The 13,595-nt window shown below is 71.4% G+C and carries 11 protein-coding genes; 6 read left to right on the forward strand and 5 right to left on the reverse strand.

Going from position 1 to position 13,595, the window contains the following annotated elements; all coding sequences use genetic code 11:
- Positions 1-374: 374 nt before the first annotated feature.
- Together AB0M62_RS18545 and AB0M62_RS18550 are read right to left on the reverse strand one after the other, a co-directional pair.
- Positions 375-2,609, reverse strand: coding sequence for a heavy metal translocating P-type ATPase (locus AB0M62_RS18545; RefSeq protein WP_366075297.1), 2,235 nt, complete (start codon positions 2,607-2,609; stop codon positions 375-377).
- 140 nt (positions 2,610-2,749) lie between these two features.
- The gene (locus AB0M62_RS18550) at positions 2,750-3,055 is read right to left on the reverse strand and encodes a cation transporter (protein WP_366075278.1); all 306 of its coding nucleotides are present in this window, start codon (positions 3,053-3,055) and stop codon (positions 2,750-2,752) included.
- A 383-nt stretch (positions 3,056-3,438) separates the two neighbouring features.
- Here AB0M62_RS18550 and AB0M62_RS18555 point away from each other — a divergent pair, with 383 nt between their 5' ends.
- Positions 3,439-4,494, forward strand: a complete 1,056-nt coding sequence (locus AB0M62_RS18555; protein ID WP_366075279.1) for a zinc-dependent alcohol dehydrogenase family protein — start codon at positions 3,439-3,441, stop codon at positions 4,492-4,494.
- A gap of 139 nt (positions 4,495-4,633) precedes the next feature.
- On the opposite strand, the gene AB0M62_RS18560 is transcribed toward AB0M62_RS18555, so the two are convergent.
- The 3 genes from AB0M62_RS18560 to AB0M62_RS18570 all read right to left on the reverse strand — a co-directional run bounded on the left by AB0M62_RS18560 (position 4,634) and on the right by AB0M62_RS18570 (position 6,973).
- Complete coding sequence (locus AB0M62_RS18560; RefSeq protein ID WP_366075280.1) at positions 4,634-4,834, reverse strand: MerR family transcriptional regulator; 201 nt, start codon at positions 4,832-4,834, stop codon at positions 4,634-4,636.
- A 203-nt stretch (positions 4,835-5,037) separates the two neighbouring features.
- Positions 5,038-6,051: a Gfo/Idh/MocA family oxidoreductase gene (locus AB0M62_RS18565; RefSeq protein ID WP_366075281.1), complete on the reverse strand. Its 1,014-nt coding sequence runs from the start codon at positions 6,049-6,051 to the stop codon at positions 5,038-5,040.
- Between the two features lie 10 nt (positions 6,052-6,061).
- Positions 6,062-6,973 carry a sugar phosphate isomerase/epimerase gene (locus tag AB0M62_RS18570; RefSeq protein WP_366075282.1) on the reverse strand — a complete coding sequence of 304 codons (912 nt, stop codon included), beginning with the start codon at positions 6,971-6,973 and terminating at the stop codon, positions 6,062-6,064.
- Positions 6,974-7,098: 125 nt separating this feature from the next.
- Here AB0M62_RS18570 and iolC point away from each other — a divergent pair, with 125 nt between their 5' ends.
- The 5 genes from iolC (at position 7,099) to AB0M62_RS18595 (ending at position 13,486) form a co-directional block, all read left to right on the forward strand.
- The gene (gene iolC, locus AB0M62_RS18575) at positions 7,099-8,157 is read left to right on the forward strand and encodes a 5-dehydro-2-deoxygluconokinase (RefSeq protein ID WP_366075283.1); all 1,059 of its coding nucleotides are present in this window, start codon (positions 7,099-7,101) and stop codon (positions 8,155-8,157) included.
- A gap of 221 nt (positions 8,158-8,378) precedes the next feature.
- Positions 8,379-9,251 (forward strand): deoxyribose-phosphate aldolase, encoded by an 873-nt coding sequence (locus tag AB0M62_RS18580; protein WP_366075298.1) that lies wholly within the window; start codon positions 8,379-8,381, stop codon positions 9,249-9,251.
- Between the two features lie 22 nt (positions 9,252-9,273).
- Positions 9,274-10,104 (forward strand): 5-deoxy-glucuronate isomerase, encoded by an 831-nt coding sequence (gene iolB, locus AB0M62_RS18585; protein WP_366075284.1) that lies wholly within the window; start codon positions 9,274-9,276, stop codon positions 10,102-10,104.
- Entirely contained in the window at positions 10,101-11,975 is a 1,875-nt protein-coding gene (gene iolD / locus AB0M62_RS18590) for a 3D-(3,5/4)-trihydroxycyclohexane-1,2-dione acylhydrolase (decyclizing) (protein WP_366075286.1), read from the forward strand. The genes iolB and iolD overlap by 4 nt, the downstream gene beginning before the upstream one ends.
- A gap of 11 nt (positions 11,976-11,986) precedes the next feature.
- Positions 11,987-13,486 carry a CoA-acylating methylmalonate-semialdehyde dehydrogenase gene (locus tag AB0M62_RS18595; RefSeq protein WP_366075287.1) on the forward strand — a complete coding sequence of 500 codons (1,500 nt, stop codon included), beginning with the start codon at positions 11,987-11,989 and terminating at the stop codon, positions 13,484-13,486.
- Positions 13,487-13,595: the final 109 nt, after the last annotated feature.

Here is a 13,595-nt window from a genome sequence, read left to right on the forward strand (position 1 = left end):
CCGCCGCCGATCCCCCCACGGGTCGACGGTCGGGGCGCTTCCCATTTCCCCGGTGCCGGATTCCCCCCACGGGATCCGTTCCGGGCGTCTGAGATACAGAAGCTCCGCATGCGGTCTGCCGGGACGCGTACGTGCGGGAGGGCCGCTCAAGCTCCCCGCGTGGCACGTGCCCCGGCCAACGCTTGCCCAGGACGTCCCCCAAGACATCCAGTGAAACGTCCCCCAAGACGTTTCTGGCATCGCTTCTTAGACTCGCGAACCCCGCCAATGGTTACGTTGGGATCGCTGTGATCTACGTCTCTTGCATATGTCCGGTAGCTGCACAAGGGGACCGATATGGCGATCCGGGCCCCGAGGTGTGGATATTGAGGACGCTATGTGAAGGACCTGAGGCGGAGGCTGTTGGTCACTACGAACACCGACGAGAAGGCCATCGCGGCTCCCGCGATCATCGGATTGAGCAGACCGCCGGCGGCGAGCGGCAGAGCCGCGACATTGTAGCCGAAGGCCCAGAACAGGTTGCCCTTGATGGTGGCCAGGGTGCGGCGCGAAAGCCGGATGGCATCGGCGGCCACCCTCAGATCTCCGCGTACGAGCGTCAGATCGCCCGCCTCGATGGCCGCGTCCGTGCCCGTGCCCATGGCCAGACCGAGATCGGCGGTGGCGAGCGCGGCCGCGTCGTTCACGCCGTCCCCGACCATCGCCACACTGCGGCCCTCGCCCCGCATCCGCTCGACCACGGCGACCTTGTCCCGCGGCAGGACTTCGGCGTACACCTCGTCGATCCCGACCGTTCGCGCCACCGAATCGGCGACAAGCCGGTTGTCGCCGGTCAGCAGGACCGGCGTGAGGCCCAGGGCGCGCAACTGCGAAACCGCCTCGGCGCTGGTCTCCTTGATCGCGTCGGCGACGGTGATGACCCCGCGGGCCTTGCCGTCCCACGCCACGGCGACTGCCGTTCGGCCCTCCGCCTCGGCGGAGGCCTTGGCCCGGGCGAGCGGTTCCGGCAGCTCGATCGCCCACTCGTCCAGCAGCTCCTGCCTGCCGACGACCACTGCACGGCCCTCGACGACGCCCTGCACTCCGAGCCCCGCGACGTTCTCGAAGCCCCCGGCTTCGGGGAGAGGGCCCGCTCGGTGGGTCGCGCCGGCGGCGATGGCCTGGGCGATGGGGTGCTCGGAGGCGCGCTCCAGCGCCCCTGCAAGCCGCAGCAGCTCCTTCTCGTCCACCCCGTCGGCGGTGAGGACGTCCTGCAGGGCCATGCGGCCGGTGGTCACCGTGCCGGTCTTGTCCAGGACGACGGTGTCGACGCGGCGGGTGGACTCCAGCACCTCCGGGCCCTTGATCAGGATGCCGAGCTGGGCGCCGCGCCCCGTACCGACCATGAGGGCGGTCGGGGTGGCCAGGCCCAGGGCGCAGGGGCACGCGATGATCAGCACGGCTACGGCGGCGGTGAACGCGGCGGTCGCGTCGCCGGTCACGAGCAGCCAGGTGAGCAGCGTGCCGAGTGCGACGACCAGGACGACGGGTACGAAGACCGCGGAGATCCGGTCGGCGAGGCGTTGTGCCTCCGCCTTGCCGTTCTGCGCGTTCTCGACCAGCTTCGCCATTCGCGCGAGCTGGGTTCCGGCACCTACGCGGGTGGCCTCGACGACCAGCCGGCCGGAGACGTTCACGGTCGCGCCGGTGACGGCGTCGCCCACGCCCACGTCCACCGGTACGGACTCGCCGGTCAGCATCGAGGCGTCCACCGCCGAACTGCCCTCACGGACCGTGCCGTCCGTGGCGACCTTCTCTCCCGGACGTACGACGAACAGGTCCCCGACGGCCAGCTGGGCCGGCGGGACCCGGATCTCCCTGCCTTCGCGCAGCACCGCGACGTCCTTGGCGCCCAGCTCCAGCAGTGCGCGCAGCGCGGCGCCCGCCTTCCGCTTGGACCTGGCCTCCAGATAGCGGCCGAGCAGGATGAACGTGATGACGCCGGCGGCGACTTCGAGGTAGATCGCCGACGGCCCGTCCGTGCGCGAGACGCCGAAGTCGAAGGTGTGCCGCATCCCCGTCATTCCCGCGTGCCCGAAGAAGAGGGCCCAGAGCGACCAGCCGAAGGCCGCCAGCGTGCCGACCGAAACGAGGGTGTCCATGGTGGCGGCGCCGTGCCGGGCGTTGGTCCAGGCGGCCCGGTGGAAGGGGTACCCGCCCCAGACCGCCACCGGGGCGGCGAGCGTCAGTGAGAGCCACTGCCAGTTGTCGAACTGGAGTGCCGGGATCATCGCCATCAGGACAACCGGCGCCGACAATGCGAGCGAGACGAGCAGGCGTTGCCGCAGTGAGGCCGTTTCCGGGTCCCGTACGGCTGGGGGGATCTCCGGAGCGGCCGGCCCGGGCACCGGCGGCGGCGGCTCCTCGGCGGTGTAGCCGGTCTTCTCGACGGTCGCGATCAGGTCGGCGACCTCGACACCGTCGGGGTACGAGACACGGGCCTTCTCGGTGGCGAAGTTGACCGTGGCGGTGACGCCTGCGATGCGGTTGAGCTTCTTCTCCACGCGGGCGGCGCAGGAGGCGCAGGTCATGCCGCCGATGGACAGCTCGACCTGGGAGGTCTGCGCCATGGGCAGCGCCTCGGGGGCGGCTGCTTCACGGGCGGGCGCCTCATGAGCGGTGCTGGTCATTCCGGCTCCAGAGAGGAAGGGCCGAGCCGTACGGATCCAGTATCAGCTGGTCGGTAGGGCCCGGCGGAGGAGAGGGGAGCTCAGGCCTGCCCGACCAGTTCGTAGCCCGCCTCGTCGACCGCGGCGCGTACGGCGTCCTCGCTGAGCGGAGCCGCGGAGATCACCGTCACCTGGCCGGAGGAGGCAACGGCCTTGACCGAGGCGACGCCGGAGAGTTCGGAGATCTCGCCGGCGACAGCACCTTCGCAGTGGCCGCACGTCATGCCCGTGACCTGGTAGACGGCGGTGACGGTACCCGCCTGGACCTCGGCCGCGGTGTCGTGGCAGGAGCCGGTTGCGGAGCAGCAGGAGCCGGCCGTCTGCGGGGTTCGGGTCTCGGCGGTCATGTCGTTCTCCTTATCAAGGCATGTGCGTCTGGGGCGTCAGGGGCACCGGGTACCCCCGTAGCCTCCTGACGTACACACTATACCCCTAGGGGGTATAAAGAGGAGTGCGGCTTCCAGCGGCTGCGTGATGCGGCGCTCGCCGCGGGCCTGGCGGCGGCGAGGCTTCGCCGGCTCATCCGGAGTGCCGTGATGAAGCTGACGGGCTCCCTCACCTGGTGGGCCCCCGGACCGCTGCGGCGCTTCCACGACCGGTTCGGCCTCAGCGACAGCCGGCCACGACCACGGACGCCGCCGTCCCGGCCCCCCCCGGAGCGGGACAAGGTCACGGCCGGGCGTTAGCGTGCGGGGAAGCCGGCGGGGCGGTCGAGTGAAGGGCGGTACCCATGCGCGCTGTGGTCTTCGAGCAGTACGGGCGGCGGGCCGAGGTCCGGGAGGTACCGGATCCGGAACCTTCGCACCACGGTGCGGTGGTCCGCGTCGAGGCTACGGGACTCTGCCGCAGCGACTGGCACGGCTGGATGGGCCACGACCCGGACATCACCCTGCCGCATGTACCGGGACACGAACTGTCCGGTGTGGTAGAGGAGGTGGGCGCCGGCGTCGCCAACTGGCGGCCCGGCGACCGGGTCACCGTGCCCTTCATCTGCGCCTGTGGCCGCTGTGCCGCCTGCGCGGCCGGTGACCAGCAGGTGTGCGAGCGCCAGACGCAGCCCGGGTTCACACACTGGGGCTCGTTCGCCGAGTACGTGGCCCTGGAGAACGCCGACGTGAACCTGGTGGCCGTGCCGGGCGAGCTGTCGTTCGCGACAGCCGCCGGACTCGGCTGCCGTTTCGCGACCGCCTTCCGGGCCGTGGTGGCTCAAGGGCGGGTGGCTCCCGGCGAATGGGTCGCCGTACACGGCTGCGGCGGGGTCGGACTGTCCGCCGTCATGATCGCGGCCGCGTGCGGGGCCCGCGTCGTCGCGGTCGACGTGGCCCCCGGCGCGCTTGACCTGGCACGGAAGTTCGGCGCCACGGAGTGCGTCGATGCCTCGGCGGTGCCCGGTGGTACCGCCGAGGCGGTCCGGGAACTGACCGGCGGCGGGGCTCATCTCTCCCTGGACGCCCTGGGTTCTCCGGCCACCTGCGCCGCCTCGGTCGCCGGACTGCGCAGGCGCGGCCGCCATGTGCAGGTCGGGCTGCTGCCCTCGGCCGCGGGCGACCCCGTCGTCCCGATGGAGCGGGTGATCGGCTGGGAGCTGGAGATCCTCGGCAGCCACGGCATGGCCGCCCACGCCTACCCGACGATGATGGAGATGGTGAAGTCGGGCGTGCTCCGGCCGGAACTCCTGGTCACCGCGACCATCGCGCTGGAAGCCGCCCCGGCGGCGCTCGCCGCCATGGCCACGGCGCCGGCCGCGGGAGTCACCATCATCGAGCCTCGGGCGAGCACTGTCTGACAGTCCTGCCAGGCCCGGGCGACGGTCGGCAGCGGCCTGAACCGGGTGAGAAGCAGCAGGGCGACCGGGACGCCCCGCACTGCTGCGAGGACGAGGCGCGGCGGTGCGGGGGCGGATGAGGGAGAGGCCGCACGCGGCCTCAGTCCTCGCGTCTGCCCCGGTTCCCGGGCCGGCGGGCCACCCAGGCGCGGACGGTATCGGCGTACCAGTAGGGTTTGCCGCCCTCGACATGGTCCGGCGGCGGGAGCAGGCCGTGCTTGCGGTACGAGCGAACGGTGTCCGGCTGTACCCGGATGTGCGCGGCGATGTCCTTGTAGGACCAGAGCCTTCGGTCGGTCATCTGTGGCACCTCCCTGTCCGCACCGCAGCGGCAGCCGGGGGGCCGTCGGGGGAGCTGGGGCACGGACGCTGACGATCACTCAGCCTGTGTCCCGTGAACGACGCGCACTGCGGGCAGGAGTGGGCCTGTCGACCGACTGTGACGGAAGAACCGCCCAACCGGGACATGTGTGACACGAGTGGGATTTACCGGTGGCTCCCGCCTCACCGGTAGAGGGCGGGTTTTCCGATCAGCTCGACAGTGGTGCGTACACCGGTCTCCTGCGCCCGTACGCCGGCCTCGCAGACGGCGGCCGCCGCATAGCCGTCCCAGCTGCTGGGCCCCTCGACGCGGCCGAGCCGTATCGCCTCCACCCACCGCTGCACCTGACGGTCGTACGCGTCGGCGAACCGCACCACATAGTCCTGCGGGATCTCCCCGCCCCAACGGCCGGCCGCCTGGGTGACCATCTCATGGCCGTCCCCGATGCGCGCGCTCCCCTCCTCGCAAACCGCCTCGCACTGCACCTGGTAACCGAATCCGCAGTTGACGAAGATCTCGACGTCCACGATCGCGCCGCCCGATGTCTCCAGCAGCACCAGCTGGGGGTCCTGCAGCCCCTCGGGCGCGGCCGAGGACGGAGTGGGACGCAGCACGGAGACGGCGGTGATCTCCTGTCCGAGCAGCCAGCGTGCGGCGTCCACTTCGTGCACCACGGAGTCGTTGATCAACATCCGGGTGGTGAAGAAGGACGGGGACGAGGCATTGCGGTGCCGGCAGTGCAGAAAGAGCGGCCGCCCGAACTCACCGCTGTCCAGCAGCGATTTGAGGCGCAGGTACTCGGCGTCGTACCGGCGCATGAAGCCGACCTGGACACGGCGGTGTCCCAGCCGCTGTTCGGCCTCCAGTACACGCAGCGCCCCTGCCGAGTCCGGCGTCAGCGGCTTCTCGCACAGCACGGGCAGGTCCCGCGCGAACGCCTCGAGCAGGGCTCCCTCATGGGCGGGGCCGGGGGAGGCGATCAGTACCGCGTCGACACCCGGCGCCGCCATGGCCGCCACCGGGTCCGTGTGCGCGGTACAGCCCTCGATGCGGGAGGCCAGGTCCTTCACCCGCTCCGCGTCGAGGTCGGCGACCGCTACGACGCACGCCCCGTTGACGGTCTCGTCGATACGGCGGACATGATCCGCGCCCATCTTCCCCGTACCGATGACGGCGATCCCGAGAGGTCGGCTCATGTCGTATCTCCTAGGCACCGCAGGAGCGGAGGAAGGCGCGGGTGCGCCGGGCGATGGGGAGCGGCTCGTCGGGCGGGCAGGGGTACATGTCCTGTTCGACGATGGCGAACAGGTCGACGTCCAGCTTCTGCGCAGCGGCCAGTACGGGTTCCAGTGCCGGCACCCCGCCGGGCGGCTCGCACATCACCCCGCGCGCGACGGCGGGGCCGAACGGCACACCGCCTGCCACCACTTCAGCCAGGATCCGCGGGTCCACCTGCTTGAGGTGCAGGTAGCCGATCCGTTCTCCGTACGTCTCGATGAGCTTGACGCTGTCGCCGCCGCAGTACGCGTAGTGGCCGGTGTCCAGGCAGAGTGAGACCAGGTCGGAGTCGGTCGCGTCGAGAAAGCGGGCGACGTTCTCCTCGCTGTCGATGTGGGTGTCGGCATGCGGATGGACGACGGTCTTCAGGCCGTACCGCTCCCGCACCTCGCGCCCCAGCCGCTCGGTCTGGGTGGTGAGTTCGCGCCACTGCGCGGCTGTCAGTGTGCGCTCCTCCAGCATTCGGCCGGTCTTGTCGTCGCGCCAGAAGGACGGGATGACGACCAGGTGCTTGGCGCCCATCGCCCGGGTCAGCGCGGCGATGCGCGACACGTGCGCCCACGTCGACTCCCAGACGGCGGACCCGTGGTGGAGGGCGGTGAAGACGGTCCCGGCCGAGACCTTCAGCCCGCGCCGTTGCGTCTCGTCGGTGAGCTTGCCGGGGTCGGTGGGCAGATAGCCGTACGGGCCGAGCTCGATCCAGGTGTAGCCGGCCTGTGCGACTTCGTCGAGGAAGCGGTTCCAGGGGACCTGTTGCGGATCGTCGGGGAACCACACCCCCCAGGAGTCGGGGGCCGAACCGATCCGGATGCGGTTGAGCGCGGGTACGGAGGAGGTCATGGGCGTCAGCTTTCCGGCCCCGGGAGAAGGGTGTCAAGGATTGGTCCGAATGTAAGGACAAAATGTTGACAGGGTTCCGGGCGGACGGCTAGACCTGGAACAGCCGCCGACTCGGAGGGACACGTATGAGTGCGTACGACCTGATCACGATGGGCCGGATCGGCGTGGACCTCTACCCCTTGCAGGCCCAAGTCCCCCTGGCACAGGTCGACACCTTCGGGAAGTTCCTCGGCGGCTCGGCGACGAATGTGGCGGTCGCCGCGGCCCGGCTGGGCCGCCGGACGGCGGTCGTGACACGTACGGGCGCGGACCCCTTCGGCGCCTACCTCCGCCAGGAACTGCGGTCCTTCGGGGTCGACGACCGCTGGGTGACCGAAGTCCCGCAGTACCCCACGCCCGTCACCTTCTGCGAGATCTTTCCGCCCGACGACTTCCCGTTGTATTTCTACCGGCTGCCGAAGGCACCCGACCTGGAGATCCACGAGAGCGAGCTGGACCTGGACGCCATCAGCGCGGCCCGGATCTTCTGGATGACCGGCACCGGCCTCTGCGCACAGCCCAGCCGCACGGCCACCCTGGCGGCGCTCGCGGCGCACCGGGCGGGTGAACGGGCAGCGTCCGGCGGCGGAATCGCGGTCTTCGACCTGGACTGGAGGCCGATGTTCTGGGCGGACGAGGAGACAAGCACGGGCGCGGACACGGCTGCCGGGGCCGGCCAAGGCGCGGATGCGCACGCGGCCATGGCCGCCGCCCGGCCCCACTACGCCGAGGCGTTGCGGCACGCCACCGTCGCCGTCGGCAACATCGACGAGTGCGAAGTCGCCACCGGTGAGCGCGAGCCGCACGCCGCCGCCCGCGCCCTGCTGGACATGGGTGTCGAGCTCGCCGTCGTGAAACAGGGCCCCAAGGGGGTACTCGCCGTCCACCGCGACGGCAGCACCGCCGAGGTCCCGCCCGTTCCCGTCGAAGTCCTCAACGGCCTCGGCGCCGGGGACGCGTTCGGCGGCGCCCTCTGCCACGGACTGCTGGCGGGCTGGGAGCTGGAGCGAGCGATGCGGTACGCGAACGCCGCCGGTGCCATCGTCGCCTCCCGCCTCGCCTGCTCCACCGCGATGCCGTTCCCCGCCGAGGTCGACCGGGTCCTCGCGGACGGCGCCGTGCCCCGAGAAGGAGCGGCGTCGTGACCGCGCCCGCCCCGGACGGATGGCAGCAACCGCCCGCACCGCGAACCCCCGCGCCCCCACCCCGACCCCTCGCACCCGCACCGCGACCCGCCGCACCCGCGCCCGCACCGCGAACCACCGAACCCCGAACCGAGCCGGTGGCCGCCCTGGACACCAGTACCGGCGGAGTCGTCCGGGTCCCGTACCTCGCGGGTGCCGCCGTCCGCGCCCCGCACACCCCCCTGCGCGTCTCCGATCTCGTACATGTGCGCAGCCGGCACCCCGAGGCCATCGCCGACGCCGCCGCCCGGCGCAGGCGGCGGCCCCTGCTCGGTGAGCGCGGACGGCTGATGATCATCGCCGCCGACCATCCCGCCCGGGGCGCACTCGGTGTGGGCGACCGCGAGTTCGCCATGGCCAGCCGTCCCGGCCTGCTGGAGCGGCTGTGCCTGGCGCTGTCACGCCCCGGCGTCGACGGCGTCCTCGCCACCGCCGACATCCTCGACGACCTCCTCCTCCTCGGCGCCCTCGAGGACAAGGTCGTCGTCGGCTCGATGAACCGCGGCGGTCTCGCCGGCGCCGCCTTCGAGCTGGACGACCGCTTCACCGGCCACCGCCCCCAGGACCTCGCCCGCCACGGCTTCGACGCGGGCAAACTGCTCCTGCGCATCGACTACGACGACGCCGGATCACTGCGGACCCTGCACTCCACGGCCCGCGCCATCGACGAGATGGCCGAGCACCGGCTGCCCGTCTTCGTCGAGCCGTTCCTCTCCCGCCGGGTCGGCGGGAAGCTGGTCAACGATTTGTCCGCGGAGGCAGTGACCAAGTCCATCGCCATCGCCTCGGGGCTGGCGGGCACGTCCGCCTACACGTGGCTGAAAGTTCCCGTCACGGCGGACCCGGACGACATGGCACGCGTGATGGACACGTCCACCCTGCCCGCCGTCCTGCTGGGCGGCGAGGTCGGCGGCGATCAGGACGCCGCGTACGAGAAGTGGCGCAAGGCGCTGCAATTGCCCACCGTTCAGGGGCTGGTGGTGGGCCGTTCGCTGCTCTATCCGGCGGACGGCGACGTGGCGGGAGCGGTCGACACCGCGGTAGGACTGCTGTGAGGGGCGAGAGGGGAGAACAGACATGAGTGGTCCCGCGGAACCCGGACACCGGCAGCAGTACACGGCGCTGCGCGTGCTGGAACTGGCGCCCGGCGCCTCGCAATCCCACGCCGCCGGGGACAGCGAGTGGATCGTGCTGCCGCTCAGCGGCGGCTGTACGGTCCTGGTGGACGACGAGGTGTTCGAACTGCGGGGCAGGCCGGACGTGTTCACCGGCGTCACCGACTTCGCGTACGTGCCTCGCGACGCCCACGCCCAGATCGCCTCCGGCGCGGGGGGCCGGTTCGCCTTGGCAGGGGCGAAGTGCGAGCGACGACTCCCCGCCCGCTACGGCCCCGCGCCGGAGGTTCCCGTCGAACTGCGCGGCACCGGCAGCTGCTCCCGCCAGGTGAACAACTTCGCCGCGGCCGGCGTCTTCGCGTGCGACCGGCTGATCGCGGTCGAGGTACTGACCCCCGCCGGCAACTGGTCCTCGTACCCGCCGCACAAGCACGACGAGCACGTGCCCGGCGAGGAGTCCGAGCTCGAGGAGATCTACTACTACGAGATCGCGGCCCATGAAGGCACTACCGGCCTCGGCTACCAGCGCGTCTCCCCGTCGCCGCACGGAAAGACGGACATCCTGACCGAGGTGCGCACCGGCGACGTCGTGCTCATCCCGGACGGCTGGCACGGCCCGTCCATCGCCTCGCCCGGCCACCACATGTACTACCTCAACGTCATGGCGGGGCCGGGGGCGGAGCGTGAGTGGCTGATCCGCGACCACCCCGACCACGGCTGGATCCGCTCCACCTGGCCGTCGCAGCCGGTCGACGCACGGCTGCCCTTCTACGGACCCGAGGACCTCCGATGAGCACCCGCCGCCTCACCACCGCCCAGGCCCTGGTGGCCTTTCTCGCCCGCCAGTACACCGAGCGCGACGGACAGCGTCACCGGCTGATCGGCGCCACCTGGGGGATCTTCGGGCACGGCAACGTCGCCGGCATCGGCCAGGCACTGCTGGAATCGGCGCAGGACATGCGGTACCTCCAGGGCCGCAACGAACAGGCCATGGTGCACGCGGCCGTCGGGTACGCCCGGCAGTGCGGCCGGCTCTCCGCGCACGCCGTGACCACCTCCGTCGGACCCGGCGCCACCAACCTGGTCACCGGCGCCGCCCTCGCCACGGTCAACCGCCTGCCCGTACTGCTGCTGCCGGGCGACACCTTCGCCACCCGCCCGGCCGATCCGGTGCTCCAGCAGCTGGAGGTCCCGTACGCGGGCGACGTCTCGGTCAACGACTGCCTGCGGCCGGTCTCCAAGTACTTCGACCGCGTCACCCGCCCCGAGGCCCTGATCCCCGCCGCACTCCAGGCGATGCGGGTCCTCGCCGACCCGGCCGACACGGGGGCGGTCACCCTCGCGCTGCCGCAGGACGTACAGGCCGAGGCGCACGACTGGCCGGAGGAGTTCTTCGCCGAGCGCCTGTGGTCCGTACGCCGCCCCGCCCCCGACACCCGCGAACTGGCCGCTGCGATCCGGGCGGTGCGGGAATCGGCCAGGCCCCTGATCGTCGCCGGCGGCGGCGTCCACCACAGCGGGGCCGAGGAAGCCCTCGCCGCGCTCGCCGAGGCGACCGGTATCCCCGTCGCCTCGACCCAGGCGGGCAAGGGCTCGCTGCGGTACGACCACCCGGCCGACGTAGGCGGCATCGGCCACACCGGTACCGCCACCGCCGACGAGCTGGCCCGGACCGCCGACCTGGTGATCGGCATCGGCACCCGGTACTCCGACTTCACCACCGCGTCGGGCACCCTCTTCGCCCACCCCGGCGTCCGCTTCCTCAACATCAACATCACTGCCTTCGACGCATACAAGCTCGCCGCGCTGCCGCTGGTCGCCGACGCCCGGGAGGCCGTCACGATCCTGCTCCGGCACCTGGAGGACCACCGCGTTCCCGCGCGTTACGAGGCCGGATACCGGGAGGCGAAGGCGCGCTGGGAGGCACGCGTCGACGCCGCGTACGCGGCAGAGAACGACGAGGTGCGCCCCACCCAGACGCAGGTGCTCGGCGCGCTCGACGCCCTGGTCACCGACGAGGACGTCGTCATCAACGCGGCCGGCTCGCTCCCCGGCGACCTCCACAAACTGTGGCGGGCCCGCTCCCCGCGGCAGTACCACGTCGAGTATGGCTACTCCTGCATGGGATACGAGATCCCGGCCGCCATCGGGGTCGGTCTCGCGGCCCCCGCGCGCCCGGTCTGGGCCCTGGTCGGCGACGGTACGTACCTGATGAACCCCACCGAGATCGTTACCGCTGTCCAGGAGAACGTTCCGGTCAAGGTCGTCATCCTGCAGAACCACGGCTACGCCTCCATCGGCGGCCTGTCGGAGTCCGTCGGCGCCGAGGGCTTCGGTACCGCGTACCGCTTCCGGGCGGCCGACGGCACGTACACCGGCGATCCCCTGCCGGTCGACCTGGCAGCCAACGCGGCCTCCCTCGGCATGCATGTCATCCGCGCCAAGACCGTGCGTGACCTGCGCGAAGCTCTGGCCGAGGCGCGCACGGCGGACCGGCCCACATGTGTCTACGTGGAGACCGAAACGCCCGACACTGTGTCCGGCGCGCCCGCCGCCCAGGCGTGGTGGGATGTTCCGGTGGCCGAGACCGCGACCCGCCCGTCGGCGGTCCTGGCCCGCGAGGAGTACGACCGTCAAGCCGCAGCGCGACGTCGCCATCTGTGAAGGAGTTCGAAATGAAGACCGTCAACCACTGGATCGGTGGCAAGACCGTCGAGGGCGCGTCGGGCAACTACGGCCCGGTCACCGACCCGGCGACCGGCGAGGTCACCACCCAGGTCGCCCTGGCCTCGGAGGAGGAGGTGGACGCGGCCGTATCCGTGGCCAAGGCCGCGTTCCAGAGCTGGGGGCAGTCCTCCCTCGCCGCCCGCACCAAGGTCCTCTTCGCGTACCGCGCCCTGCTCGACTCCCACCGTGACGAGGTCGCCGAGCTGATCACCGCCGAGCACGGCAAGGTGCACTCGGACGCGCTGGGCGAGGTCGCCCGTGGTCTTGAAATCGTCGAGCTGGCCTGTGGAATCACCACGCAGCTCAAGGGCGAGCTGTCCACGTCCGTCTCCAGCAACGTGGACGTCGCCGCGATCCGCCAGCCGCTGGGAGTCGTCGCGGGCATCACCCCGTTCAATTTCCCGGCCATGGTGCCGATGTGGATGTTCCCGCTCGCGATCGCCTGTGGAAACACCTTCGTCCTCAAGCCCAGCGAGAAGGACCCGTCGGCGTCCATCCGGCTGGCCGAGCTGGCGTCCGAGGCCGGCCTGCCGGACGGCGTGCTGAACGTCGTCCACGGCGACAAGGTCGCGGTCGACGCGCTGCTCGCCCACCCGGACGTCGCGGCGGTCTCCTTCGTCGGCTCCACGCCGATCGCCCGGTACATCCACACCACCGCCTCCGCCAACGGCAAGCGCGTCCAGGCGCTCGGCGGTGCCAAGAACCACATGCTGGTCCTTCCGGACGCCGACCTGGACGCGGCCGCCGACGCCGCGGTCTCCGCCGCGTACGGCTCGGCCGGTGAGCGCTGCATGGCGATCTCCGCCGTGGTCGCGGTCGGGTCGATCGCCGACGAGCTCGTCGAGAAGATCCGCGAGCGCGCGGAGAAGATCAAGATCGGTCCGGGCAACGACCCGACGTCCGAGATGGGCCCGCTCATCACCAAGGCGCACCGGGACAAGGTGGCCTCGTACGTCACGGGGGCGGCCGCCCAGGGCGCCGATGTGGTTCTCGACGGCACGGGTCACACCGTCGACGGCTTCGAGGACGGCCACTGGATCGGGCTGTCACTGCTCGACCACGTCTCCACCGACTCCGACGCCTACCGTGACGAGATCTTCGGCCCGGTGCTGTGCGTGCTGCGCACCGAGACGTACGAGGAGGGCGTCGAGCTGATCAACGCGTCGCCCTACGGCAACGGCACCGCCGTCTTCACCCGCGACGGCGGCGCCGCCCGCCGCTTCCAGCTGGAGGTCCAGGCCGGAATGGTGGGCGTCAACGTCCCGATTCCGGTGCCGGTCGGCTACCACTCCTTCGGTGGCTGGAAGGACTCCCTCTTCGGCGACCACCACATCTACGGCAACGACGGCGTGCACTTCTACACCCGTGGCAAGGTCGTCACGACCCGCTGGCCGGACCCGGCCGATGCGCCGGCCGGTGTGGACCTGGGCTTCCCGCGCAACCACTGACCGGACCCGTGCGGCCGCCCCTTCGGCCCGTCCACACCCGTGCGGCCGCCCCGAAGGGGCGGGCGCCCCGGGGCGGGGAGGGGGTGGGGGGGGAGCCCCGGGGGACCCC

The sequence above is a fragment of the Streptomyces sp. NPDC051219 genome (genome assembly GCF_040682335.1).
GTDB lineage: Bacteria > Actinomycetota > Actinomycetes > Streptomycetales > Streptomycetaceae > Streptomyces.